Origin of the sequence: Cellulophaga lytica DSM 7489, from assembly GCF_000190595.1 — a bacterium.
Classification (GTDB): Bacteria; Bacteroidota; Bacteroidia; order Flavobacteriales; family Flavobacteriaceae; genus Cellulophaga; species Cellulophaga lytica.
Window position 1 is genome coordinate 1,119,592 of record NC_015167.1, and the last position, 25,027, is coordinate 1,144,618.

The following is a 25,027-nucleotide window of genomic DNA, read 5'->3' on the forward strand; positions in this document are numbered from 1 at the left end:
AACAACTAAATGTACATTATGAAATTAGGAGCATTTTCTATAAGTTTAAGCGTAAAAGACATAAAAACATCTAAAGCTTTTTACGAAAAATTAGGTTTTAGTGTTTTTGCTGGTGAAATTGATAAAAAGTATCTAATACTTAAAAACGAAAACACCATTATTGGTTTGTTTGAAGGAATGTTTGATAAAAATATGCTAACATTTAATCCTGGTTGGGACCAAAATGCAAATACACTTAAAAATTATGATGATATTAGAGACATACAAAAGCAATTAATTGCCTCTGGACTTGAGCTTAGCTCAAAAGCAGATGAAAACACTACAGGACCTGCAAACTTAGTTATTGTAGACCCTGACGGAAACCCTATTCTGCTAGACCAACACGTGTAATTACAACGGTTGGTGAGCAGATTTAAGCAAATCGTTTACTGTTTTTACTGGGTTAAAAGTAATACTTGGCACCTCTACAAAAATAGTGTTCCAATATGCCATTGCTCCGTTCCAAAGACCAGGCAATTCTAAAGCCTTAACAGGCCTTCCTTCTTTTGTTTTTTCTGTTATAAAACCTTGCTTTTCATTTACAAAGTCTAACAAATTATATTTTTCTCCTTTGTAATTTTTAACACCACAAACTAAATCTACTGGGTTAAAATGAGTTGCATTTTGCAATATTTTAGCCTGATTGTAATTAGACGTATTAATTTGTGCCGACTCTACTATTTGAAGTGAAACATTTTCTTGATAATCTTTAATCCAAAATGGCCCACCACCTGGATCTCCAAGGTTTTTTACCATACCACAAACTCTAATTGGCCTGTTTATATGATTTTTTAAAAGTGCTATTTGATCTTCTTTTCCTAAGTGAATAAATCCATTTTTAAATCTGACATTTAATTCCTCCTTTAAAAACAATCTAATTTCATTTATTAAATCGTCATCAACATCATTATTGTCTAAAATTGAAGCATATTTAAACGCTTTATTCTGAACTTTTAATAAAAACCCTGCTAGCATTTTTTTGCTGTTAGCTATTGTTTCTAAATGTTCTTCTACAATAATATTATCTATGTTTTTTATAAAAATAACATCTGCTTTTTTATCGTTTAAATTTTCAATAAGTGCCCCATGACCTCCTGGCCTAAACAATAAGCTTCCGTTTTTTAATCTAAAAGGAATGTTATCTATATCTACAGCAATGGTGTCTGTTTCTACTTTCTGAAATGAATAATCTACCTCAAAACTAACACCTGTTTCTTTTGTAACCACATCTAATACTTGCGCTTCCTTTTCTAAAAACATTTTTTTATGCTGTTCTGAAATTGTAAAATGCAGCTTGGCCTTTTTAGCAGTTGTTGCGTACAATGCAGCCTCTTTTAAATGTTCATAAAACGGAGTTACAATACCGTTTTTGTATGCATGAAAAGGCAATAATCCTTTGGGGTAAAAGCCATAATTTAATTTATTTTCTACTAATAATTCTTCCACAAAAGCATACACTTCTTCTCCTGTAGACGAAAAATTATTACCTATACGCGATTTTACATCTTTATAAAAAGGGAAGTTTTTTAATCCTTCTGTAAAAGTCTTAATAGCATTATCTTCTGATGTATTTATATACTCTTGTAATGTTTGTTTTTTAGGGTTATATACTTCTAAAAAAGCAAATAAAGCCTTAAACATACGTGTTGCTGCACCAGAGGCAGGAGTAAATTTTAGCAATTCTTTTTCTGAACGTTCTTTTTCAAACAAAGAAATAAGCTCTTCCTGCTCTTCATCTGTAAATTTTAAGATACCATCACCTACAACGGCTGCTTTAGATAAATTTACAAAAGGTATCCCCTCTTTAAAGGTTTCTATTTGAGCTAAAACCTTTTCGTTAGTAATTCCTTTTGCTGCAAATTGCTTTAAATCTATATCTGTAAAATTCATCTATTTTCTAGTATTTTGTCTATTGCTGCTACTGCTGTAGCTAGTCTTTCTGCTTTACCGCCCCTTAAAGTAATAAAATTCCTATTATACTTAAGCAATGTTTGTTTAAAAAAATTAAACATTTCTTGACGTTCTTGTGGCTTATCTCTTAAATCATCTGCCTCCCAAGGAACGTCTACATAGGTTAAAAAGTATAAATCGTATGTGTTTTCTAAGGCATATTTTTCTAAAACAGGATCACAAGTTCCAATGTAATAAGCCTCTGAGTACACTTTAGTCTCTAGCAAATCTGTATCACAAATAAGTACATCTGTAGCCTTTTTTGCTAATTTATTCTCTAATTTCATTTGACCTTCAGCAATTGGCAAAAGATCTTTAGGTTCACAGGTTTTACGCTCGTTGTTCCATTTGTCTTGCAAATACTCCCTAGCATATTCTGGCACCCAAACAGAGTGGTAATGCCTAGCTAATTGTTCTGACAGCGTTGTTTTACCAGTAGACTCTGGCCCAAACAAAACTACTTTAACAATGTTTGTGGGCTCTTGCCTATACTTTTCTTCCATGCTAAATATCCTAAAATTGCTACTCCTGTAAATACAAAATATTGTAACGCTGTAAAAACAAGTCCTTTATACAAATATAGCGGAACAGAAATAACATCTCCTATAATCCAATATATCCAATTTTCAATCTTCTTTTTTGCCATTAACCACATACCTACAAAGAAAATTGCTGTGGTAAATGTATCTACATAAGCGGTCCAACTATTAAATTTATCAAAAAACAAGTAAACAAGCGTTACAAATGCAATAGTAATTGTAAATAAAATTGCAGACCACATTTTATCTTTAACCGTTGTTGTAGTTATTGGTATAAAATGATTTGCATCTACTTTTCTGGTCCAAACGTACCAACCATAAATACTCATAGAAAAATAGTAGGCATTTATCATCATATCACCTAAAAGGCCATATACCAATAAAATATATACAAAAATAGCGGTGCTAATAATACCTGTAGGAAAAACCAATATGTTTTCTCTTTTAGAGTAAATAACACTTAGCAACCCAAATAAAACACCAATAGATTCTAAAACTATTAAATGTGTTGGTACGCCATTGTATTGCGCAAAAATCCAATCAAAAATGTGGCTCATAATCGCTTCTGTCAGATTTTACAATTTTCATAAAAAGCAGCCCTTTGTCCATTAACTTAAATGCTTCTTTAATTTCTGAGTTTAAAACACGCATTACCTCATCATAATCTCCATAAACTTGGGTACTTAGCGGGTTCTCTAAAATTGTTAATCCAGATGCTCTTAGTTTTTTAATAAAATTAATTATGTGCTCCTCAAAAGTATCCTGAAGTGGCGAAAATGTAAGTTCTACAGAAATATTCATTGTAAAATTATTAGTAATAAATTAGTAAGTCTATGTTGTTTTTAATGCATAAACACAAGTAAAACCCTCAAACTCTAAAAATGCAACCTTATAAAATGAAGATGCTCCTTGGTATAATATCTCTGCTGTTGTTTGCTCATCTGCAAACGTAAAATCTTTAACATTTATGTGATGCAAAAAACTTAATCCTTTTTGCGCATAAATTTTATATAACGATTCTTTTGCTCCCCAAACTATAGTTAGTTTTTGGGTTAATGCAGATACATTTGCTATGGTTTTGTACTCTTCAATTGGAGTAAATTTATGTGCAATTTTTAAAATTTTATCTCGCTGCATTTCTATATCAACTCCAACCTCATCTGTCTTGCTAACAATAATTCCTGTAAAGTGATGTGAGTGTGTTATAGATATAAAATTACCATCTTTTAAGTGTGGTTTCCCCACCTCATCATACCTTAAATCAAAATCTGTATAACCAGCTTGTTTAAGCAAATGCCTTATACTTAAAAACCCTTTTCTGTGCATATCAGATTTCATTCCGTTTAATCTGTTTTGGCAATGATCTGTAAGTGCAATTGGCTTAGCTAATTCTGCCTCTGGCTCTTCTATTTTCCAAATGTAGAGTTTTGTGGTATTGTTTACTGTTATAGTTTTGTAAAGAGGCATAGCATTATTTAAGATATTAGTATCTTTGCACTGCTTAAGGCAAATGAAATAGTATTGGTAAGCGAATTTAACTATTTAAAACGCTACGCCAAAGTGTTTCTTTTTATTAAAAATACGAAAAAAAGAAAAAATGAGCTCAAATACAGTTGCTTACGTACCAAATAAGGTAAAAGATATTTCTCTAGCAGATTGGGGAAGAAAAGAAATTGAATTAGCTGAAGCAGAAATGCCAGGTTTAATGTCTTTAAGAGAGGAGTACAAAGATTCTCAGCCTCTTAAAGGTGCTAGAATTGCTGGTTGTTTGCATATGACTATACAAACTGCTGTTTTAATAGAAACTTTACAAGCTTTAGGCGCAGAGGTTACATGGAGTTCATGTAACATTTTTTCTACACAAGACCAGGCTGCAGCTGCAATTGCTGCAACAGGAACAGCTGTTTATGCTTGGAAAGATATGACAGAAGAAGAGTTTGACTGGTGTATAGAGCAAACCTTATTTTTTGGCGAGGAAAGAAAGCCATTAAACATGATTTTAGATGATGGTGGAGATTTAACCAATATGGTTTTAGATAAATACCCAGAACTTGCAGAAGGTATTAATGGTTTATCTGAAGAAACTACAACTGGTGTTCACAGACTTTACGAGCGTGTAAAAAACGGAACTTTACCAATGCCAGCTATTAACGTAAACGATTCTGTTACCAAATCTAAATTTGACAACAAATACGGTTGTAAAGAGTCTGCAGTAGATGCTATACGTAGAGCTACAGATGTTATGTTAGCCGGTAAACGTGTTGTGGTTTGTGGTTATGGTGATGTTGGTAAAGGTACTGCTGCTTCTTTTAAAGGTGCTGGTTCTATAGTAACTGTTACAGAAATAGATCCTATTTGTGCATTACAAGCTGCAATGGACGGTTTTGAAGTAAAAAGATTAGAAACTGTTGTTGGTAATGCTGATATTATTATTACAACTACCGGTAACAAAGATATTGTACGTGCTGAGCATTTTGAAGCCATGAAAGACAAAACCATAGTTTGTAATATTGGTCACTTTGATAACGAAATCCAAGTAGGATGGTTAAATGAGAAACACGGTAATACCAAAAACACTATTAAGCCACAGGTTGATAAATACACTATTAACGGGAAAGATATTATTCTTTTAGCCGAAGGTCGTTTGGTAAACTTAGGTTGCGCCACAGGACACCCTAGTTTTGTAATGAGCAACTCTTTTACCAACCAAACACTTGCACAAATAGAACTTTGGACAAATGCTGATGCTTACAAAAATGATGTTTATATGCTACCAAAAGCTCTAGACGAAAAAGTAGCTAAATTACACTTAGCTAAAATTGGCGTTGAGCTTACTGAATTAAAAGAAGACCAAGCTAGTTATATTGGGGTAACTGTAGAGGGCCCATACAAGCCAGAGCATTACAGATACTAATTCTTTTAGCATTATAAAATAACTCAGCTCTTTTCCTCATATATAAACCTATTTGGAAAAGAGCTTTTTTTATACACCAACCTCACTTATACAACTTTATAAATGAACATTATCTTAACAGGAGCAACGGGTACATTAGGCTCTAAAGTGCTGCACACTCTTTTTGAAACTAAATACAGCCAAATTAATACAGTGTATCTTTTGGTTCGTAAAAAAGGCTTAACTGCCCCACTTGAAAGAGTTATAAATATGCTAAAAAGCGAATATGCTCCGCAGTTTATGAAAGATAATTTAGATGCAATTACCTCTAAAATAAAGGTTATTAATGCTGATAATATTTTGGAGCCAAAATCTTTTTTAGAAACTAACAAGCAGTATTACTTTATACATTCTGCTGGCTATGTTAACTTATCTGTAGACCCTGTTAATAAAGATGAAATTTTTGAAGAAAATTTTAATTTCACCAAGTCTATTTACAATGCATATTTACCTTATTTAAAAAAGTTTATTTACATAAGCACTGCTTTTTCTATTGGTGATTTAGGCGGCATTATTGGCGATGATTATATAGAGATTGAAGGCGGAACTTACCGTAACTTTTATGAAGCATCTAAACACGCTTCTGAAAAGTTTTTAACTCAAAAGAGTAAGGAAAATAGCATACCACTACAAATACTAAGACCTAGTGTACTAGGAGGTAACGCTATAGACAATCCAAGTTTTTTTATTTCTAAATATATGGTGTTTTACCTATTTGCAAAATTCTTTTACAACACCCCATCAAAGGAGCATATAAGAATTACTGCAAATGCAGATAGTGGGTTAAACATTATACCAACAGATTATGCTGCCAAAGTTATTGTTAAGGTTTTTGATACCGATGTACAACAACTAAATATTGTACACAACAAAGCTACCAACATAACAAAAGGTATTTCTAAAATTTTAGATACGGTAGATTTTACCTCGTACAATATTACACAAGATATTATTACTAAAGCAGCAGGCTTCGAATCTAAATTAGAACAATTTTATTACGAGACTATTGGCGTGCACTTAAACCCGTACTTAACGTCTAAACCATATGAATGGGACACCTCTTTACTAGAAAGCATTTTACCTATACCTAAGTACGATTTAGAACAATATTTAGGCAACACAGTAGAGTTTGCAAAGCTTAAAAATTTTAGAAATCAGAAATGGTAGTATAACCACATTACAATAACAAAAGGGATAACATAAAATGTTATCCCTTTTTTGGTTTTATTATAACTACGTATTACTTTTTATAGCCCCAGTTTAGCTAAATCATAAAAATAAAAGTCTTTAGCATCGTTCATTGCAACAAACAATCCGTTTTTAAATACATTATTTAGAGGCACTGTTACAACCTCACAACCATCAGTTTCTGTTGTAGACAAGTTAACAGCTTTTACAAACTTATTTGTATCTCTAGAAAAAATATTAAACTGCCCTTTTTGCTGATCAGATACTATTATGTAACCCTTTCCTTTAGCTTGCTTTGCAATTGCAATACCTTCTATATCTGATAAAAACAACTCGCCTCCAAAACAGCTAATTTCTTTATCACCTTTTGTTGGCTCTGCATAATACTTGCGTATACCGTGTTGCTCATCAGAATAATAAACATAACCCAGTTCACTATCTACAGCTATTGCTTCTATTTCCTTTTTCCCGCTAAAAACACCAAACTTACGTACCAAAGTAGACTGCACAACACCAGTTGTGTCTGTACTTAATTTATACTGATGTAAATAGCCATCTTTAGGGCCGTTTTTACGGCCTACAATAGCATACAATGTATTATCTACAGAAGAGGTATACAAGCCTACACCCATTGGAAGTGTGTATTCTAATTTTTTTTCATTTTTAAAAACTGAAAATCCACCGTTATCCAAAGGCATCATATCTGGCACAGAAAACATCCTAATTTGTTGTTTTTCTCGTTCTGTAAAAACCAAAACATCTGTAAAGGTAGAATCGTTTATTTTAAAATTATAAGCCACATCTACATTGTTTGGTCTTTTTACTCCGGTAATACTTTTATTCTTAATTATTTTCCCATTTAAGTCAAAAGCATACACTCCGCCATCAGTTTCTTTATCTGTTCCAAAAACAATACTTTTTTCTGCATTTTTAGGGTTCACCCAAATAGCAGGGTCGTCTGTATCATTCTTAGTTTTTTCTGTGATAACATTTGGAGCTATTGCAGGCAAACTATTTTCTTTACACGCAAATGCAAGCACAACAACCATTACCCCTATATAGTTTATGTATTTATTCATTTTTAGGTATTTATTTTTTAAACAAATCATACTTTAAACCAAAAGTTAACCTTTGACCATAGTACTCTACCTGTTGTGTTCTGTTTTTAACTCCTTGAAAATAACGTAATGGTTGATCTGTAATGTTATTTAAATCTGCATAAATACTTAAATTGCTATTTACTTTATATGTTGCATTAAAATCTAGAAAAAATTGTTTGTCATAATACCTATCTTCAAACTCATTACCGCCCAACTCATCAATATAACTATCTGAAAAATTAGAAGACAACCTTGCAGAAAAGCGTTTGGTATTATACGCCAAAGAAGCATTAAAAGTGTTAGGTGTTGTATTAGGCAAATCTACATTTTCTCGTTCATCACCATCTTCATTTATAATACCATCTGCAGAAGAAGATATGTAAGTATAATTTAAATAAACACTTAAATCTTTAGCAAAGCCAGGTAAAAAATCTAACTGACGCTGAAAAGCAAATTCTGCTCCAAAAATACTTGCCCCTTCACCGTTTAGTGGTTGATAAACATCAAACCCACTTGTATCTGCTCCGTAAGTATCATCTATAGTTTCACCAACAAAAGTGTAAATAAAATTATCTATGTCTTTGTAAAAAACACCTCCAGAAAGCAACCCAACATTAGCAAAGTAATGTTCTGCCATTACATCAAAATTCATAGCTGTAGTTGCATCTAATTTAGGGTTACCAAGTACAATTGCCTCATCACCAGAAATAACATCTACAGACGGTACTAAATCTGCATAATTAGGTCTTGCCAAAGTATTTGTCCAGGCAAAACGTAGTATTGTAGCATTAGATATTGCATATTTAAAATGCACACCAGGCATAACATTTGTATATGAGCTTTCTTCTGTAATTTCTCCTTCTAAATTTTCTTCATCAGCAATTCGGTTTCCTGTTGCCGTAATTTTAGTACTCTCTAAACGAAGACCCACCAAAACATCTAATTTTTTAGATAATTTTTGATTTGTCATTACATAACCAGCAAATACATTTTCATCTACGTTATAATTTTCTCTTAAAAACTCATCTGGGACTGACTCACCATCTACTAAATTTAAATCTCCTAACCAATCTTGACTTGTAAAATATCCTATTTTGTATTTACTCCCTGCTAAAAAATCTGCATCAGACAAATTATTAGTTCTTGTAGTACTTAATGTAGGGTATGCATCTTCTAAATCAAACTCAAAAAAATTGTTATCTCTTAACTTTGTTTTTAAACGAGCTCTAGCTCCAAACTTTACAGCGCCATCTCCTTGTCCAAAGATATTTGAAGGCAATTGAAAATTAACAAATGCATTAAAATCTTCTTCTTTTGTAAATTGATTTTCTTCTGTAATTTCATCATATTCAAAATTATCAAGTGCTGCATCATTTACATTTTCTGCAGTCATTAATGGGAATTTAGTATTAGAATTATCATTTAATACTGAATATTCTGTGGCATAAACCAAATACCTCTCATTTAACCTTTCTTCAGATGCTTTTGCAAAAGAAGTTAACCAATCTACTTTTAAATCTCCCCACAAATGCTTGCCACCAAGTGAATAGTTTTGCATGCGCTGATCCTCTAAACGTCTGTTTTTATTTCTACTGTTATTAATACCTCCTTTAGTTTCGCGTGCAACTTCTGCAGGAAAACGAGTAAGCATACCATTAGTTACTGTAAAGTCTTGAAGTTGTATATCTTCTGCATCTAAAATTTCTGAAGACAACCTAAATCTATTTTCTCTATCATCTCTCCAGTTGTAAATAGTTTTAAGAAACACAGTGTTATTAACATCAAACTTATAGTCCATATTAGCCGAAAAACTACGTCTTATACGCTGCACAAGATATTCTCTTTGCTGAAATTCTTTGGTGTAAGGATCTACATCTACTTGGTTTAAAATAGGTTCTCCTTCTACATCATCTACGCCTGTGTAATACTCAAACTCATCTGTCCAATCTGCTTCTACATTGTCCGAACCAAAATCGCTGTTATTATAAGATGCAGATAACATATAACCAAACTTACCATCTTTACCACGGTCACCAACCAAGAAAGAACCATTAATTATTGCTTTATCTGTAATAAAATTTAACCCCGATCCTGCAGTTGCAGATAACCTAAAACCTTGTGGAGATGTTCTAGTAATTAAATTTACAGAACCACCAAGTGCATCTGCATCCATATCTGGTGTAATTGCTTTACTTACTTCAATGGTTTGTATCATATCTGCAGGTATTAAATCCATTTGAACATTTCTATTATCTCCTTCTGCAGATGGAATACGACTACCGTTTAATGTAACAGAGTTTAATTGTGGAGACAAGCCACGAATTATAATGTTACGTGCCTCACCTTGGTCTACCTGCATTGTAATACCAGAAATACGCTTTACAGCATCTCCTATATTTGCGTCAGGAAATTTCCCAATCTGATCTGTAGATACTACATTAGTAATGTTTAAATTATTTTTTTGTGTATTTAATGCTTTGGCCTGGCTACCTAAACCATAACCCATAACTTCTACACCATCTAACTCTACACTTTTTGGTTGTAAGTAGATAGAAACTGCTGTTGTATTATTAGCACTTATCGTAACACTTTGCTTGCTGTCTGCATAACCCAAATATGTAATTTTTAGCTCATAGGTACCAACAGGAATGTCTACCAAAGAAAAGTGTCCGTCAAAATCTGTTACAGCTCCTTTTTTTAAAGACGTAATCATTACAGATGCACCAGGAACATAAATTCCGTTTTCATCAGAAATTGTTCCCGAAACATTTCCATTTTGTGCCATTGTAGCTGCGCTACACAGAGCAACAATTAGAAATAAAATCTTAGTTTTTAAATAGTTTTTCATTTTTATTTTAGTTGTTTATTTGTTCTCCAAAAATATGTTTATCAAACACATAGCACATTTTTTTAATGGAAACAAAAAGGCAACAAGACAAGAATAGTAAGGAAACAACAAGGCAACAATAAGGATTAATTTACACACCCATAACTCAAAAAAAATATTTGCACCTATACACACTAAAAAGTGGTTAAATAAGCACCTAATTCCTCTTTGGCATTAATAGGTAATTTTTTTCTTAATCTGTATCTAGACACTCGTACACTATCTGGTGTTAACCTTAATATTGATGCAATTTCTTTAGAAGATAAATTCAGCTTTAGCAAAATACAGAGCCTTAACTCTGCAGGAGATAATTTACAATGTGCAGCCGCACTAATTTTAGTTATAAAACTTGGGTGAATTTCTTTAAAAAACAACATAAACTCATCCCATTCTTTTTCTTGAGACAAATTAAAATCAATCTCTTTTATAAGTGTTTTTAACTTGCGCTTTAAATCTATATTAGAACGCTGAAGACTATTTTTTAATGTTAGAGATAAGTTAGACAGCATTTTATTTTTTTGAGACAAATGCAAACTATATCTAGATAAAGCAGCTGTTTTTATATACACCTCTTTTTGCAATGTTTTCTCTTCTGCTTGCTTTTTATCTAATTTTGCTTTTAATAATTGCTGTTCATAATCTTGCTCTTTACGAGAGTGTCTTCTTTTTTTCTGAACATACATAAACCAAATTAAACTTAAAGCCAACACTGTTACAACCAGTATAACCAATATTATATTTTGCGCTCTATTAACCTTATTTACTTGCAACAAGTATGCTATTTGCGATTCCTTTTCTTTAGAATTGTAGATATGCTGTAGCGCACTAGCCTGATTTGTATTTTGCTGTTTACTATTTTTAGTATCTAGCACAACAAACAACTGTAAATAGCTATGGGCTTTTTTATAATCTCCCTGTAAATTATAATTTTTAGACAAGTCTTTATATGCGCTTGCAACATCTGCACTACTATTAGTTTTTATGGCAGACTCTAAGGATTTTGTTGTAAACTCTAATCCCTTAGTTAAATTATCTGTTTTTCTATAAACATCGCCTAAATTATTATATATGTTGGCTAGCCTAGCTTCCTTACTATTTTTTGCATAAGCTAATGCTTTTTCAAAAAAATATTTGGCAAGTTTGTAGTCTTCTAAATCCTCATAAATACTACCAATATTTTCATTTACAATAGCCAAACCGCTACTGTTATTTAGTTGCTTGTACAGTTTAAGACTCTTATTTTGATAATTTAAAGCCTCTGCATACTTATGTTGCTTTTCAAAACAACTACCTAAATTTGAGGTTGAAAAAGCAAGCGCTAAAGAATCTTTTAAAGTAGTTGCCTGTGTAATTGCTTTTGCAAAATAATCCTTAGCGTAATTGTAATTTTTAAGTTCTAAATGTAAAGCTCCTATTTGGTTTAAAACATTTACAACTAATGTATCTTTTTTACTTTGTAGCAATACCAGAGCTTCATTATTTTGATGTAAAGCTTCTGTATAAGCATTATTATTTTTACAAAATATAGCTAATTTGTAGTGTGCTAATGCTATACCATAACTGTTATTTGTTTCCTTTGCTTTTTTTAAACTTTTATTTAGTTCTTTAAAAGCACCTCCTAAACTATCTAACTTTACAAACTCCGCAGAAACAACTTGTGCTTTTACCTGACAAACAAAAAAGAATATAACAACAGAAGAAAAAAGAAGTTTCATAATAATTAAACAAACCAGAAAGGTATTTTTTCTAAATTTCTTAATTATTAATTGGTTGTTATTTTTATGTAAATAACAAAACACAAAAAGCCCTTCCTTGTAAAAGGAAGAGCTAATTATAGAATTTTAAGCTAGTTTCTTAAGCCTCAAAAGGCTCTACAGAAACAAAAGACTTACCGCCTGCTTTTTTCTGAAACTTTACAATACCATCTACTTTGGCGTGTAAAGTATGGTCTTTACCTGCATAAACATTATCTCCTGGATTATGTTTAGTACCACGCTGTCTTACAAGAATGTTTCCTGCAATAGCCGCTTGACCACCAAAAATTTTAACTCCTAAACGTTTCGATTCTGATTCTCTACCGTTTTTCGAACTACCAACACCTTTCTTATGTGCCATAATTTCTAGGTTTTATTTTGTTATACTTAAATGATAATGCAATTATGCTTTACCACCGTCTAATTCATCTTGCCATTTCTTTAACTCATCCCACTTACCTTCAGCAGCTAATTTAGCTTGTGCAGGCCATGTATCAGTTACGTGGTTACCACGAACGTCAGCGATGATTTCAGAAATTTTAGCAGCATCAGTTTTTGCTAATTCAGCAAAAGTTGATATTCCTGCCGCAGCTAATGTTTCTGCAATTTTAGGTCCAATTCCTTCAACCTTCTTTAAGTCGTCTGCTTTTGCAGCTTTCTTTGGTGCAGCTTTTTTAGCTTCTGCTTTTTTAGGAGCAGCTTCTTTTTTTGGAGCAGCTTTTTTTGCTCCAGAGGCTAAAATGTTTTCAATAACAATCTCCGTTAAATACTGACGGTGACCATTTTTCACTTTATACCCTTTACGTCTTTTCTTTTTAAAGACGATAACTTTGTCACCTTTAAGGTGCTTTACGACTTTTGCCTCAACAGCGGCTCCGTCTATAGCTGGGGCGCCAATAGTAATGTCCTTTCCATTCTCTAACAAAAGAACGTTATCAAAAGTTACCTTTTGACCTTCTTCTGTTTGTAAACGGTGAACATACACTTTTTGATCTTTTGCAACTTTAAATTGCTGCCCTGCTATCTCTACAATTGCATACATAGCTTGTGTATTAATTAATTATGTTTAATTTAATGAACTTGCCTACCTAAATAAGCGGATGCAAATATACTGCTAATTCCTTAACTTACAAGCTATTTTACAAAAAAAAGACAAGTTGATTTAACCCCTATATATTCACTATGTTTTTTAGCTGTTTTTAATTCTTAATTGAAGGCTTTAATATAATGTTTTGAGAGTATTTTCTTAATTATTTTATTTTTTTTAAGTAAAATCTGTAACAAATCAAGTAATTTTAGACTTATGAAATAACTAAATAAAAACACTATTAAAAATGAAAAGAAATTTATTCCTATCGGCAAGCCTATTTTGTGCCGCATTAACAATGCAAGCACAACAGGTTGCTTTTGAAGAATATGATCTTGATAACGGCATGCACGTTATTTTGCATCAAGACAACACTGCCCCTATAGTAACAACATCTGTAATGTACCACGTAGGAGCTAAAGATGAAAACCCAGAAAAAACAGGATTTGCTCACTTTTTTGAACATTTACTTTTTGAAGGAACAAAAAACATTGAACGAGGTAAATGGTTTGAAATTGTTTCATCTAACGGAGGAACCAATAACGCCAATACAACACAAGACCGTACATACTACTACGAGGTTTTTCCTTCTAACAAATTAGAGTTAGGCCTATGGCTAGAGTCTGAAAGACTAATGCACCCAGTTATTAACCAAATAGGGGTAGATACACAAAAAGAAGTTGTACAAGAAGAAAAACGTATGCGTGTAGACAATTCTCCATACGGTAAATTCCGAGAGCAAATTGGCATAAACCTATTTAAAAATCACCCTTACAAATGGCAAACTATTGGATCTTTAGAGCACTTAGCCAACGCTACATTAGAAGATTTTAAAGATTTTAATAAAATTTACTACGTCCCTAACAATGCTGTTTTAGTAGTAGCAGGTGATTTTGAAGTTGCTAGTACTAAAAAAATGATTCAAGATTATTTTGGACCTATTCCAAGAGGTAAAGAAATAAAAAGGAATAAGTATACAGAGGAGCCTATTACAAAGACTATTAAGGCTACTTACAACGATCCAAACATACAAATTCCTGCAATCTTTACTGCATACAGAACTCCTGCTAATACAGAAAAAGATGCATATGTATTAGATATGATATCTACATACCTAACTAGCGGAAAAAGCTCTAAACTATACAAGAGCTTGGTAGATGACAAAAAAATGGCGTTACAAGTTTTTGCTTTTAACAATTCTCAAGAAGATTATGGCTCTTACATAATAGGTGCTCTACCTTTAGGAAAAACCTCTTTAAATGATTTAATTGTTGAGTTTGATAAAGAAATTGCAAAATTACAAACCGAATTAATTTCTGAGAAAGATTACCAAAAACTACAAAACAAGTTTGAAAATAACTTTGTTAACTCTAACAGCGGCGTAGAAGGTATTGCTAACTCTTTAGCAAGAAACTATATGTTATACGGCAACACAAATTTAATTAATACTGAAATAGAAATTTACAAAGCTATTACAAGAGAAGACATTAAAACTGTAGCCAACAAATACCTTAAGCCTAACCAACGCGTAGAATTAGAATATTTACCTGTTGCAAAACCTGAAAACTAAGAAAATGAAAAAAATATATTCTTTATTGGTTATAGCATTAATAGCTTTTAACCTACAAGCACAAGTAGACCGTAGTAAAATGCCAGAGGCTGGTCCACTACCAGAAATAAATTTATCTGAACCACAACGTTTTGAACTTAAAAACGGATTAAAAGTTTTAGTAGTTGAAAACCATAAATTACCAAGAGTATCTATACAATTAATTATAGACAACCCACCTGTTGCAGAAGGTAACAAAGCTGGTGTTAGTTCTTTTGTATCTAGCTTATTAGGCAACGGATCTACATCTATCTCTAAAGATGATTTTAATGAGGAGTTAGACTTTATGGGCGCAAGTATGGCTTTTGGATCTGAAAGTGCTTCTGCATTTGCATTATCTAAATATTTCCCTAGAATTGTAGAGTTATTAGCAGATGCTAGTATTAATCCAAACTTTACACAAGAAGAATTTGACAAGGAAAAAGAAAAGATTTTAACCGGCCTAAAAGCAGATGAAAAAAATGTATCTAATATTGCTAGTAAAGTACAAAGTACTTTAGCTTACGGACAAAAACACCCGTATGGAGAGCAAGTAACAGAAGAGACAATTAATAATATTTCTTTGCAAGATGTAAAGCAGTTTTATAACGACTATTTTGTACCCGCCAATGCATATATGGTTATAATTGGTGATGTAGAATACAAAGAGGCTAAAAAATTAGTAAAAGAAAACTTTGTTGCCTGGACAAAAGCAACTCCTCCTTCTTTTTCTTTAGCTACACCTAAAGATGTACAATACACACAAATTAATTTTATAGACGCTCCTAATGCTGTACAGTCTGAGATAGCTGTAGAAAACTTAGTAAATCTTAAAAAGAGTGATCCTGATTACCTTGCTGCCTTGATGGCAAACCGTATATTAGGTGGTGGCGGATCTGCAAGATTATTTTTAAATCTTAGAGAAGATAAAGCTTATACTTACGGATCTTACTCTAGTATTGGAAATGATAAAAATTCTGTATCTAGATTTAGAGCTTACGCAAGTGTACGTAATGCCGTTACTGATAGTGCTGTAGTACAAATTTTATCTGAAATTGATAAAATAGCGTCTACTCCAGTTTCTGAAAAAGAGTTAAGCGCAGCTAAAGCAGCTTACATAGGTAACTTTATTATGGCTTTAGAAAAACCTAGCACAATAGCCAACTATGCCCTTAATATAGAAACTGAAGGTCTAGACAAAGACTACTACAAAACTTATTTAGAGAAAGTTAACGCTATAACTATTGCAGATGTAGAGAACGCTGCTAAAAAATACTTTAAATCTTCTAACGCACGTATAGTTGTTACTGGTAAAGGAAGTGACGTTTTAGAAAACCTAGAAAAAGTTACTTTTAAAGGCCAATCTGTACCCGTTAAATATTATGATAGATATGGCAACGCTGTTGAAAAGCCTAAATATGATATTGCTATTCCTGAAGGTGTAGATGCAAACAAAGTATTAGCAGATTATGTAGCTGCAATTGGTGGTAAAGCCAAATTAGAAAGCGTTACATCTAGCTACATACAAGCTAAAGCAACAGTACAAGGACAAGAGTTACTGCTAGAAATGAAAAAAACTACTAGCAACCAATTTATGCAAAATGTTAGCATGATGGGCAACTCCGTAAGCAAACAAGTATTAGATGGCGATAGTGGATTTATGATTGTTCAAGGTCGTAAAATGGATATGCAAGAAGCTCAACTGTCTGCCATTAAAGCAGAATCTGCTCCTTTTCCTGAACTTAATTTCTTAAATGGAGGCGCAACATTAACTGGCATAGAAGATTTTGACGGAACTAAAGCCTATGTAATTAAGTTTACCGACACCAAGTCTGCTGCTTACAATACCAAAACGGGATTAAAAATTGCAGATATTACAACAACCCCACAAGGTAGCGCTACTATTAGTTACACAGATTACAAAGAAGTTTCTGGAATACAATTTCCTTTTGTATGGAAACAAGCAATGGGACCACAAAAGTTTGACTTTAACGTAACTGAAATAAAAGTTAACGAAGGTGTTACTGCTGAAGATTTCAAGTAGTAAACAAAAAACACCAAATTTAAAAAGCTGCCTAAAAATATTTTAGGCAGCTTTTTTTATGATTTTATTTAGATTAACTACTTCAATTTTAAGAACTAAAAAATTAAAAATTAGTACTTTTGCAACCTACTATAACACCTATTAATATGAAACTTATAAAAAATATTAGCCTAGTTCTTGTTGGCTCTTTAACACTACTAGCTTCTTGCAAAGAAAACAAGCAAGAGCCAGAAGTGGTTACAGTTAACAATACGGTTGCTAAAGAACAAACAAAAGTATTTGCTGATAATGCTGAGTTTAGTAAAGCCGAATTTACTATTAAAGGAATGACATGCCAAATTGGATGCGCCGCTACAATTGAAAAAAAATTAGCTAAAATGGAAGGTGTAAAATCTGCCACTGTTTCTTTTGATAAAGAGTTGGCTATTGTAGAGTACGACACTAATTCTGTTTCTACAGAAGATTTAACTAAAACCGTAACATCTGCAGCTTCTGGAGATATTTACACTGTTGAAAATATGCACACAGCAGAATAAAAAAAATCCCATATAACAATATTAAAAAAGCCAATATCTATTAATAGATATTGGCTTTTTTAATATTAGTATTTAACAAAAACAACCTAGTTTTTCCAACGCAATGTTTCCATAATTTTTCTAATATCTTCCTGTAAATAAACGGCCGCAGGTAAAATAGAATCGTAATTAGGTTTCACAGAAAAATAAAGTGACCCCGTTAAAAAATGCTCTGTACTATCTGTTACATAAAACTGAGATTGTGATGCCGCATCTCCTTTTACATCATAAAACATACCGTAAACCTTAGCTTCTGAATTAACAAAAGGCTGCTCTAAAATATTATCTGCTTTAGCTGCATGCTCATAAGATAATTTTTGAGCATCAGACAACAACTGGTTTAAGTTGCCTTCTACAGGCTTATAACTTAAAAAAATTGCTGCGTTCATTTTTGGATACTCTATAGTAACCGCACTTTCATTTGTTTTTTTAACCCGAGCTAGTGCATTGTAATTAAACAAATATTTAGATGTACCAAAGTTTACTGCAGTACTGTCTGGATACTCTAAACGCAACATAGCCTTTGGCTTTGGCAAAACCTCTTCATTACAACTGGCCAGTAAAACACTAAAAACTATTACTAAAAAAATATATTTACGCATCATTAGGCAGCATTACTTTTATTTGTTTCAATCTTTTTTTATCTAAACTCTCTACCACAAATTGGTAATTTTTAAACAATACTTTTTCTCCTCTTTTAGGAAAACTTCCTGCTATTTCTAACACAAAGCCAGCTATTGTTTCAGATTCTCCTTTTTGCTCTTCAAAATCATCTTCATCTTCAGTGATACGTGCAACACGGTAAAACTCCTTTAATGTAGTTTTTCCATCAAACACAAAAGTTAAATCATCTATTTTAGAAAAAACCAAATCTTCATCATCAAACTCATCACTAATATCTCCTACAATTTCTTCAATAATATCTTCTAAAGTAACAATACCAGATGTACCACCATACTCATCTACAACAACTGCCAAATGGTTTTTCTTTTCTTGAAATTCCTTTAGCAAATCATCTAACTTTTTATTTTCTGGAACAAAATAAGGTTCTCTTAAAAGAGTAACCCAATTAAATGCTTTACGGTCTATATAAGGCAATAAATCTTTTACATAAAGTACGCCTTTTACATTGTCTACGTTTTCTTCATAAACAGGAATCCTAGAATATCCTTTTTGCTTTATTTCCTCTACAACCTCTAAAAATTTAAGCTCTGCATCTAAAGCAAAAATATCTATCCTTGGCCTCATTACTTGTTTTGTATCTGTATTACCAAAAGATACTATACCTTCTAATATTTTTTGTTCTTCTTTGGTTGTATCATCTTCAGAAGTCATTTCTAATGCCTGCGACAAATGATCTACACTTAAACTAGATTTTTGTTTCCCTAATTTATTGTGCAAATACAACGTTACAGAACGCATTGGCGAACTTAAAGGGGTAAAAATAACATCTAAAAAACGTAATGGAAATGCCATAAAATGTGCAAACTGCACTCTATTTCTATTAGCATAAACCTTTGGCATAATTTCCCCAAACATTAAAATTAGAAAAGTAGCCAAAACCACTTCTAGTAAAAACCTAACAGATATTAGGTCTAAAATTTTATAGGTAATGCTTGAAAAAATAACATCTCCAATAGCACTAAATAAAAGCACTATTCCAATATTTATAGCATTATTTGCTATGAGTATAGTTGCTAATAATTTTTTAGGCTTGTGCAATAATTTAATTACAGATTCTCCTTTTGTGGTTTTTGCTTCACCTATAGTATTAATATCTGTTGCAGACAAGCCAAAAAACGCCACCTCTGCTCCAGAAATTAAGGCAGACAATAGCAATAGTACAATTAGCACCAACAACTTGGTTATTAAAGCGCCATCAAAAACAATTGCATTTAACAGTAAAATAAGGGGGTCAGGATCCAATAATTAAATTTTAGTTGTATTAAAAAGGTAAATCATCATCTTCTTCTGGCTCACTAGGAGCTGCGTTATTTTGTTGTGCAGCCACATTTTGTTGTTGTTGTGCTGCTTGCTGTTTTTGTTGCTGTTGTGCGGGCTGCGCTGGGTTATTCTGCGCATTATTCATACTTTCTTGTTTTGTAGACAAAAATGTAAAATCTTGCACGTGTACTTCTGTTGCATAACGTGTAGTACCATCTTCTGCCTGCCACTGTCTATTTTTAAGTCTACCCTCTACATATATTTTATCTCCTTTGCTTAAATATTTTTCGCAAATTTCTGCAGCTTTATTACGCACTACAACATTGTGCCAATCTGTATTTGTAACACGCTCACCTGTTTGTTTATTTGTGTAGGTTTCATTTGTTGCTATAGGAAATCTTCCTATACAATTTCCTCCTTCAAAATAGTGCATTTTTACTGCATCTCCTAAATGCCCAATTAGCATTACTTTGTTTAACGTACCACTCATAATTTTGTTATATTAAAATCAAAAATACAAAAATTTACAATGTTTTTATGTAGTCTGCTATTAAAACAGGTACAGGATATTTTTTAAGTTCAGAAAAAGCGATTCCGTCTTCCAAAATAGCATTTGTATGGAGTATCCAAAAATGAGTATATAAATGTTGATGCGATAATTTATGCACAATTGCATCCTTATTATATAAGGTAAAACTTTCAACCTCTACTTTTGGTAATACTTTAGCATAAAGCTCCTTTATATTGGTTTCATTAACCTCATCTTCCAACAAAGGAAACTCATATAAATTTTGCCAAATACCTTTACCTTTTCGTTGTTGTAACATTGTGTTACCAACAGCATCTACAACAACCAAATAATTAAAATTACGTTTTTTAATCTTTGTTTTTTTTAGCTTGATGGGCAATGTACTAACCAAGTTTTTTTCTAACGCCACACAGCTGCTACTTAAAGGACACGTATTGCAATTTGGCTTTTTAGGCGAACATTGCAATGCTCCAAACTCCATTATACCCTGGTTATAATCTCTAATATTAGAAGTATGCATTACTTCTGTAGCTAATTTTTTAAAGTATTTAACACCCTCTGTACTATTAATAGGTAAGTCTACACCATAATACCTTGCTAAAACCCTATACACATTACCATCTACAACAGCTTGTTGCTCATTAAAAGAAATAGATGCAATAGCACTTGCTGTGTAATCTCCTACTCCTTTAAGTTTTACCAACTCCTTATATGTATTAGGAAACTCTCCGTTTAAATTATTTACGATGTGTTTTGCGGTAAAATGAAGGTTTCTTGCCCTAGAATAATACCCTAAACCTTGCCATAATTTTAAAACTTTTTCTTCCGAAGCGTTTGCTAAATCAAAAATTGTAGGAAAATGTTTTTCAAAACTTAAATAATAAGACGTACCTTGAGCAACTCTTGTTTGTTGGAGCATAATTTCTGAAAGCCATATTTTATAAGGGTTTACAGTGTTTCTCCACGGTAAAGAGCGTTTATTTAGGGTGTACCAATCAAGAATTTTTTGGGAAAAAGTCATCAAATAAATAATAATAAACAAAAGTACAGGTTTATATACTTAAAATTAAGTCTATTAACGTAAAAGAATAAATTTAATTTATATATTTGCAACCCGAAAAAACAAGGACATAATATATACTGACAATGACGAAAGCAGATATCGTATCGAAAATCTCAGATAAACTGGGTATTGAAAAAGGAGATGTACAGGCTACTGTTGAAACTTTTATGGAAGAGGTTAAAACTTCATTAGAAAATGGAGATAATGTTTACCTAAGAGGTTTTGGTAGTTTTATTATTAAAACAAGAGCAGAAAAAACTGGTAGGAATATTTCTAAAAATACTACCATTAAAATACCAGCTCATAACATCCCTGCATTTAAGCCTGCAAAGGTTTTTGTTGAAGGTGTTAAGAGTAACGTACAAGTAAAATAAAATATAATATTAATTAAAAAGTAGATTTTATGCCTAGTGGTAAGAAAAGAAAAAGACATAAGGTAGCTACTCACAAGCGCAAGAAGCGTAGAAGAGCTAACCGACACAAGAAAAAGTAGTTGTTAACAACTACTTTTTCGTTTTAAAAACGTTCATTGACATAGAAATTCTAACGAAAGAATTTCAGCGGGTAATACTGCCCGCACAACTATTGTTTAATCCATTTAACACTCTTAATTTATTAAGTAGAGTTAAATAAAAATTGATTCAGGTGAATAAAGAATTAATCGTAAGATCTGGTTCTAACGCTGTCGATTTTGCCTTAACTAAGGACGGAAAACTAATAGAACTTCACAAAGAAGAAGACAATAATAATTTTTCTGTTGGCGATATATTTCTTGCCAAAATTAGAAAACCTGTTACTGGTCTTAACGCTGCATTTGTAGATGTTGGTTATGAAAAAGATGCATTTTTGCACTATCATGACTTGGGTCCGCAGTTATCTTCTATGCTGAAATTCGTAAAAGGAGCAAGCACAGGAAAATTAAAAGATTTTTCTTTAAAAGATTTTCCTTTTGAAAAAGATATTGATAAAGATGGTAGCATTAATGATGTTATAAAATCTAATCAATCCTTATTAGTACAAATTGTAAAAGAACCTATCTCTACCAAAGGACCAAGAATTAGCTCTGAGCTTTCATTAGCAGGGCGTTATGTGGTTATGGTGCCATTTTCTGATAGAGTTTCTGTTTCTCAAAAAATAGAAAGTAAAGAAGAAAAAGAGAGGTTAAAAAGACTTGTAAGAAGCATTAAACCAAAAGGGTTTGGCGTTATTATAAGAACCGTTGCCGAAGGCAAAAAAGTTGCAGAGCTAGACAAGGATCTAGAAAACTTACTGACCAAATGGACAGTAATGTGTAAAAAATTGTATAAAGCACCTCACCCATCTAAAGTACTAGTGGAGCTAAACAGAGCCTCATCTATACTTAGAGACGTATTTAACGACACCTTTACAGGAATACATGTTGACGATACAACGCTTTACAATGAAATAAAAGATTATGTGCAAGAAATTGCGCCAAAGAAAGAATCTATTGTAAAATTATATGAGTCTTCTGTACCTATTTTTGAAAAATTTGGGATAGAAAGACAAATTAAAACTTCATTTGGTAGAACAGCCTCTATGAGTAAAGGCGCCTATTTAATAATAGAACATACTGAAGCCCTACACGTTATAGATGTTAACAGTGGCAACAGATCTAATAAGGCAAAAAACCAAGAAGACACAGCATTAGAGGTAAATATGATTTCTGCTACAGAAATAGCCAGACAATTACGCTTACGTGATATGGGAGGTATTATTGTTGTAGATTTTATAGATATGGGTAAGCCAGATCACAGAAAAAAACTTTTTGATCATCTACGTGATGAAATGAAAGATGACAGAGCTAAACATAAAATTTTACCGCCAAGTAAATTTGGACTTATTCAAATAACAAGACAAAGAGTAAGACCAGAAAGAAACATTAAAACAATGGAGAAAAATCCTAGCGGCTTAAATGGCGCAGAGGTAGAAGCTCCTATAGTTTTAATAGACAAGATTAAATCCGATTTAGAAAAACTACTAAACGGCCCTGCAAAAGACAACGATGTTATTCTACACATACACCCGTTTATTGCAGCATATCTTACAAAAGGATTACAATCCATTCGTTTCAAGTGGTTTATGGAATACAAAAAATGGGTTAAAGTGCAACCTAGAGACGCATACACGTATCTAGAATATCGCTTTAAAAACAAAAAAGGTAAAACCATATATTAGAATATACCTTTACTTAAAAAACGGTTTATTATATAGATCTTTAAAAAACCAAAAGACCTATATAAAAAAGTAAAAAGCGACCTCAGCAATGGGGTCGCTTTTTTTGTTTACGTACATTTGTAATATGAGTTTACAACCCTCTTACACCATTAAAGAAGCCACCCATAAGCTAGAGCAATATTGTGCTTACCAAGAACGCTGCCATAAGGAAGTTACCAAAAAACTAAAAGATATGGGAATGATTGCAGATGCTAGAGATCTAATAATTACTCATTTGATTAAAGAAAACTATTTAAATGAAGAACGTTTTGCTCAAAGTTTTGCTCGCGGAAAATTTAATATAAAAAAATGGGGTAAAAATAGAATTGTAAACGAACTTAAGTTTAGAGACATATCTATTTACAACATTAAAACAGCCCTAAAAGAAATAGATGAAGACCAATACATACAAACATTAAATGAGCTTGCCAGCAAAAGAGCTAATGAAGTTAAAGAAACTAACATATATAAAAAACGTAAAAAAATAGCAGATTACTTACTCTATAGAGGTTGGGAAAGTCATTTAGTGTATGAAAAAGTGCAAGAACTTACACCAAAAAAATAAATTATTACAACTGTTTATTGGTATTAGATATAGATTTTTTGTTTTTCCAATCTATCCACTTTTGTCCTTTTATTCTACGCATTACATTATCATAATTACGCATAATAAATACATTATATAAGGCTTTACTTAAATTTTTAGGGTTACGCGCTATTGCACGTAAACTCATAGAAAAACCCGGAGTAAGATACTTCATATAATGCCAATACCCTTCTGGCATATACAACACTTCTCCGTGCTGCAAAGTTGTTTTATACCCTTTAGCTTGCTTTAAAGCAGGCCATTTGCTGTAGTCTGGGTTAGAAAAATCTATCCTTTCATTTGTAATTAAAGAATGTGGTACTTTATATAGATATTTGTTTTGAGATTGGTTAAAAAGAATAATTTGTTTATCCCCTTCAAAATGAAAATGAAAAATATTAGCCAAATCAATATCATAATGCATAAATGTATGTGAATCTTTACCACCAAAAAATAACATAGGAAGACTTTTCATTAGTCGCAACCCAAAATCTGGATATGTAAAATCTCTTTGCAACTGTGGTACTTCTTTTAAAATATTCCATAAAAATATTCTAAATTTAGTAGGCTCTTTTTTAAGCAAATCTATATAATCTGCCATTTTCATTTTAGCGTGCGGCTCATTAAAACCATCTTTATAATCTACAGGTCTGTCATCATACAAAGGCACTATTTTATCGCCTGCCACAGACTTCATATACTCCAAATTCCATTTAGAATAAGCAGGCCACTCTTCTATAAAACGCTCAATAACAACAGGTTTTTGAGGCTTTAAAAAGTGCTTTAAAAAGTCTTCTTTGGTAATATTTTTTACCCTTGGAATATCTTGTAAGTGCAAATTTGGATAAATTAAACAGTCGGTAAAAATAAAAAATACGATTTAAATAACTCTTAAAATTACTTAAAAAGCTATATTAATTAATAAACCGCTATCTAATTACAAATTAAATAGCGGCTGTATAAAAG

24 protein-coding genes are annotated in these 25,027 nt (G+C 32.1%); 9 read left to right on the forward strand and 15 right to left on the reverse strand.

Annotation, left to right across the window (positions count from 1 at the left end):
- Positions 1-18: 18 nt before the first annotated feature.
- A complete protein-coding gene (locus CELLY_RS05060) occupies positions 19-390 on the forward strand; it encodes a VOC family protein (protein WP_013620585.1) in 372 nt (123 codons plus the stop codon).
- Here the strand turns inward: CELLY_RS05060 and CELLY_RS05065 are convergent, their stop codons facing one another.
- The 5 genes from CELLY_RS05065 to CELLY_RS05085 are packed head-to-tail and all read right to left on the reverse strand — an operon-like array spanning position 391 to position 3,995.
- Entirely contained in the window at positions 391-1,929 is a 1,539-nt protein-coding gene (locus tag CELLY_RS05065; RefSeq protein ID WP_013620586.1) for a DUF4301 family protein, read from the reverse strand. It lies immediately after the preceding gene.
- Positions 1,926-2,492, reverse strand: a complete 567-nt coding sequence (locus CELLY_RS05070) for an AAA family ATPase (RefSeq protein WP_013620587.1) — start codon at positions 2,490-2,492, stop codon at positions 1,926-1,928. The genes CELLY_RS05065 and CELLY_RS05070 overlap by 4 nt, the downstream gene beginning before the upstream one ends.
- A complete protein-coding gene (gene pnuC / locus CELLY_RS05075) occupies positions 2,447-3,085 on the reverse strand; it encodes a nicotinamide riboside transporter PnuC (RefSeq protein ID WP_013620588.1) in 639 nt (212 codons plus the stop codon). Before pnuC ends, CELLY_RS05070 begins: the two co-directional genes overlap by 46 nt.
- Entirely contained in the window at positions 3,069-3,329 is a 261-nt protein-coding gene (locus tag CELLY_RS05080) for a thiamine-binding protein (protein ID WP_013620589.1), read from the reverse strand. Before CELLY_RS05080 ends, pnuC begins: the two co-directional genes overlap by 17 nt.
- Positions 3,330-3,359: 30 nt before the next feature.
- Positions 3,360-3,995: a 4'-phosphopantetheinyl transferase family protein gene (locus CELLY_RS05085; protein WP_013620590.1), complete on the reverse strand. Its 636-nt coding sequence runs from the start codon at positions 3,993-3,995 to the stop codon at positions 3,360-3,362.
- A gap of 130 nt (positions 3,996-4,125) precedes the next feature.
- On the opposite strand from CELLY_RS05085, the gene ahcY reads away from it, so the two are divergent.
- Both ahcY and CELLY_RS05095 read left to right on the forward strand, forming a co-directional pair.
- Entirely contained in the window at positions 4,126-5,442 is a 1,317-nt protein-coding gene (ahcY, locus tag CELLY_RS05090; protein ID WP_013620591.1) for an adenosylhomocysteinase, read from the forward strand.
- A gap of 102 nt (positions 5,443-5,544) precedes the next feature.
- Positions 5,545-6,648 carry an SDR family oxidoreductase gene (locus CELLY_RS05095; RefSeq protein ID WP_013620592.1) on the forward strand — a complete coding sequence of 368 codons (1,104 nt, stop codon included), beginning with the start codon at positions 5,545-5,547 and terminating at the stop codon, positions 6,646-6,648.
- An 80-nt stretch (positions 6,649-6,728) separates the two neighbouring features.
- Here the strand turns inward: CELLY_RS05095 and CELLY_RS05100 are convergent, their stop codons facing one another.
- The 5 genes from CELLY_RS05100 to rplU all read right to left on the reverse strand — a co-directional run bounded on the left by CELLY_RS05100 (position 6,729) and on the right by rplU (position 13,452).
- Positions 6,729-7,748, reverse strand: coding sequence for a phytase (locus tag CELLY_RS05100; protein WP_013620593.1), 1,020 nt, complete (start codon positions 7,746-7,748; stop codon positions 6,729-6,731).
- 10 nt (positions 7,749-7,758) lie between these two features.
- A complete protein-coding gene (locus CELLY_RS05105) occupies positions 7,759-10,617 on the reverse strand; it encodes a TonB-dependent receptor (protein ID WP_013620594.1) in 2,859 nt (952 codons plus the stop codon).
- Between the two features lie 173 nt (positions 10,618-10,790).
- Positions 10,791-12,371, reverse strand: coding sequence for a tetratricopeptide repeat protein (locus CELLY_RS05110; protein ID WP_013620595.1), 1,581 nt, complete (start codon positions 12,369-12,371; stop codon positions 10,791-10,793).
- 139 nt (positions 12,372-12,510) lie between these two features.
- Complete coding sequence (rpmA, locus tag CELLY_RS05115) at positions 12,511-12,771, reverse strand: 50S ribosomal protein L27 (protein ID WP_013620596.1); 261 nt, start codon at positions 12,769-12,771, stop codon at positions 12,511-12,513.
- Positions 12,772-12,813: 42 nt separating this feature from the next.
- Positions 12,814-13,452: a 50S ribosomal protein L21 gene (gene rplU / locus CELLY_RS05120; RefSeq protein ID WP_013620597.1), complete on the reverse strand. Its 639-nt coding sequence runs from the start codon at positions 13,450-13,452 to the stop codon at positions 12,814-12,816.
- A gap of 292 nt (positions 13,453-13,744) precedes the next feature.
- On the opposite strand from rplU, the gene CELLY_RS05125 reads away from it, so the two are divergent.
- From CELLY_RS05125 to CELLY_RS05135, 3 genes are all read left to right on the forward strand, one after another.
- A complete protein-coding gene (locus tag CELLY_RS05125) occupies positions 13,745-15,067 on the forward strand; it encodes a M16 family metallopeptidase (RefSeq protein ID WP_013620598.1) in 1,323 nt (440 codons plus the stop codon).
- 4 nt (positions 15,068-15,071) lie between these two features.
- Entirely contained in the window at positions 15,072-17,129 is a 2,058-nt protein-coding gene (locus CELLY_RS05130) for a M16 family metallopeptidase (protein WP_013620599.1), read from the forward strand.
- Between the two features lie 146 nt (positions 17,130-17,275).
- Positions 17,276-17,665 (forward strand): heavy-metal-associated domain-containing protein, encoded by a 390-nt coding sequence (locus CELLY_RS05135; RefSeq protein ID WP_042256676.1) that lies wholly within the window; start codon positions 17,276-17,278, stop codon positions 17,663-17,665.
- Positions 17,666-17,751: 86 nt separating this feature from the next.
- Here the strand turns inward: CELLY_RS05135 and gldD are convergent, their stop codons facing one another.
- Genes gldD through mutY form a run of 4 tightly spaced genes read right to left on the reverse strand, consistent with a single transcriptional unit; the run spans position 17,752 to position 21,198 of the window.
- Entirely contained in the window at positions 17,752-18,309 is a 558-nt protein-coding gene (gene gldD / locus CELLY_RS05140) for a gliding motility lipoprotein GldD (RefSeq protein WP_013620601.1), read from the reverse strand.
- On the reverse strand, positions 18,299-19,630 hold the full coding sequence (locus tag CELLY_RS05145) for a gliding motility-associated protein GldE (RefSeq protein WP_013620602.1): 1,332 nt from the start codon (positions 19,628-19,630) through the stop codon (positions 18,299-18,301). The genes gldD and CELLY_RS05145 overlap by 11 nt, the downstream gene beginning before the upstream one ends.
- Before the next feature lie 19 nt (positions 19,631-19,649).
- A complete protein-coding gene (locus CELLY_RS05150; RefSeq protein WP_013620603.1) occupies positions 19,650-20,138 on the reverse strand; it encodes a single-stranded DNA-binding protein in 489 nt (162 codons plus the stop codon).
- 34 nt (positions 20,139-20,172) lie between these two features.
- Entirely contained in the window at positions 20,173-21,198 is a 1,026-nt protein-coding gene (gene mutY / locus CELLY_RS05155; protein ID WP_013620604.1) for an A/G-specific adenine glycosylase, read from the reverse strand.
- A 125-nt stretch (positions 21,199-21,323) separates the two neighbouring features.
- Here mutY and CELLY_RS05160 point away from each other — a divergent pair, with 125 nt between their 5' ends.
- From CELLY_RS05160 to CELLY_RS05170, 3 genes are all read left to right on the forward strand, one after another.
- Positions 21,324-21,614, forward strand: a complete 291-nt coding sequence (locus tag CELLY_RS05160) for an HU family DNA-binding protein (protein WP_013620605.1) — start codon at positions 21,324-21,326, stop codon at positions 21,612-21,614.
- Between the two features lie 271 nt (positions 21,615-21,885).
- Positions 21,886-23,436, forward strand: coding sequence for an Rne/Rng family ribonuclease (locus CELLY_RS05165; RefSeq protein WP_013620606.1), 1,551 nt, complete (start codon positions 21,886-21,888; stop codon positions 23,434-23,436).
- Positions 23,437-23,560: 124 nt separating this feature from the next.
- Positions 23,561-24,040 (forward strand): regulatory protein RecX, encoded by a 480-nt coding sequence (locus CELLY_RS05170; RefSeq protein ID WP_034645942.1) that lies wholly within the window; start codon positions 23,561-23,563, stop codon positions 24,038-24,040.
- Positions 24,041-24,044: 4 nt separating this feature from the next.
- Here CELLY_RS05170 and CELLY_RS05175 read toward each other — a convergent pair whose 3' ends face one another.
- Entirely contained in the window at positions 24,045-24,899 is an 855-nt protein-coding gene (locus CELLY_RS05175; RefSeq protein WP_013620608.1) for a cupin-like domain-containing protein, read from the reverse strand.
- Positions 24,900-25,027 lie beyond the last annotated feature (128 nt).

Coding starts and splice junctions, on each gene's coding strand:
- CELLY_RS05060 (WP_013620585.1), top strand. CDS start 19: ATGAAATTAGGAGCATTTTCTATAAGTTTAAGCGTAAAAGACATAAAA.
- CELLY_RS05065 (WP_013620586.1), bottom strand. CDS start 1,929: ATGAATTTTACAGATATAGATTTAAAGCAATTTGCAGCAAAAGGAATT.
- CELLY_RS05070 (WP_013620587.1), bottom strand. CDS start 2,492: ATGGAAGAAAAGTATAGGCAAGAGCCCACAAACATTGTTAAAGTAGTT.
- pnuC (WP_013620588.1), bottom strand. CDS start 3,085: ATGAGCCACATTTTTGATTGGATTTTTGCGCAATACAATGGCGTACCA.
- CELLY_RS05080 (WP_013620589.1), bottom strand. CDS start 3,329: ATGAATATTTCTGTAGAACTTACATTTTCGCCACTTCAGGATACTTTT.
- CELLY_RS05085 (WP_013620590.1), bottom strand. CDS start 3,995: ATGCCTCTTTACAAAACTATAACAGTAAACAATACCACAAAACTCTAC.
- ahcY (WP_013620591.1), top strand. CDS start 4,126: ATGAGCTCAAATACAGTTGCTTACGTACCAAATAAGGTAAAAGATATT.
- CELLY_RS05095 (WP_013620592.1), top strand. CDS start 5,545: ATGAACATTATCTTAACAGGAGCAACGGGTACATTAGGCTCTAAAGTG.
- CELLY_RS05100 (WP_013620593.1), bottom strand. CDS start 7,748: ATGAATAAATACATAAACTATATAGGGGTAATGGTTGTTGTGCTTGCA.
- CELLY_RS05105 (WP_013620594.1), bottom strand. CDS start 10,617: ATGAAAAACTATTTAAAAACTAAGATTTTATTTCTAATTGTTGCTCTG.
- CELLY_RS05110 (WP_013620595.1), bottom strand. CDS start 12,371: ATGAAACTTCTTTTTTCTTCTGTTGTTATATTCTTTTTTGTTTGTCAG.
- rpmA (WP_013620596.1), bottom strand. CDS start 12,771: ATGGCACATAAGAAAGGTGTTGGTAGTTCGAAAAACGGTAGAGAATCA.
- rplU (WP_013620597.1), bottom strand. CDS start 13,452: ATGTATGCAATTGTAGAGATAGCAGGGCAGCAATTTAAAGTTGCAAAA.
- CELLY_RS05125 (WP_013620598.1), top strand. CDS start 13,745: ATGAAAAGAAATTTATTCCTATCGGCAAGCCTATTTTGTGCCGCATTA.
- CELLY_RS05130 (WP_013620599.1), top strand. CDS start 15,072: ATGAAAAAAATATATTCTTTATTGGTTATAGCATTAATAGCTTTTAAC.
- CELLY_RS05135 (WP_042256676.1), top strand. CDS start 17,276: ATGAAACTTATAAAAAATATTAGCCTAGTTCTTGTTGGCTCTTTAACA.
- gldD (WP_013620601.1), bottom strand. CDS start 18,309: ATGATGCGTAAATATATTTTTTTAGTAATAGTTTTTAGTGTTTTACTG.
- CELLY_RS05150 (WP_013620603.1), bottom strand. CDS start 20,138: ATGAGTGGTACGTTAAACAAAGTAATGCTAATTGGGCATTTAGGAGAT.
- mutY (WP_013620604.1), bottom strand. CDS start 21,198: ATGACTTTTTCCCAAAAAATTCTTGATTGGTACACCCTAAATAAACGC.
- CELLY_RS05160 (WP_013620605.1), top strand. CDS start 21,324: ATGACGAAAGCAGATATCGTATCGAAAATCTCAGATAAACTGGGTATT.
- CELLY_RS05170 (WP_034645942.1), top strand. CDS start 23,561: ATGAGTTTACAACCCTCTTACACCATTAAAGAAGCCACCCATAAGCTA.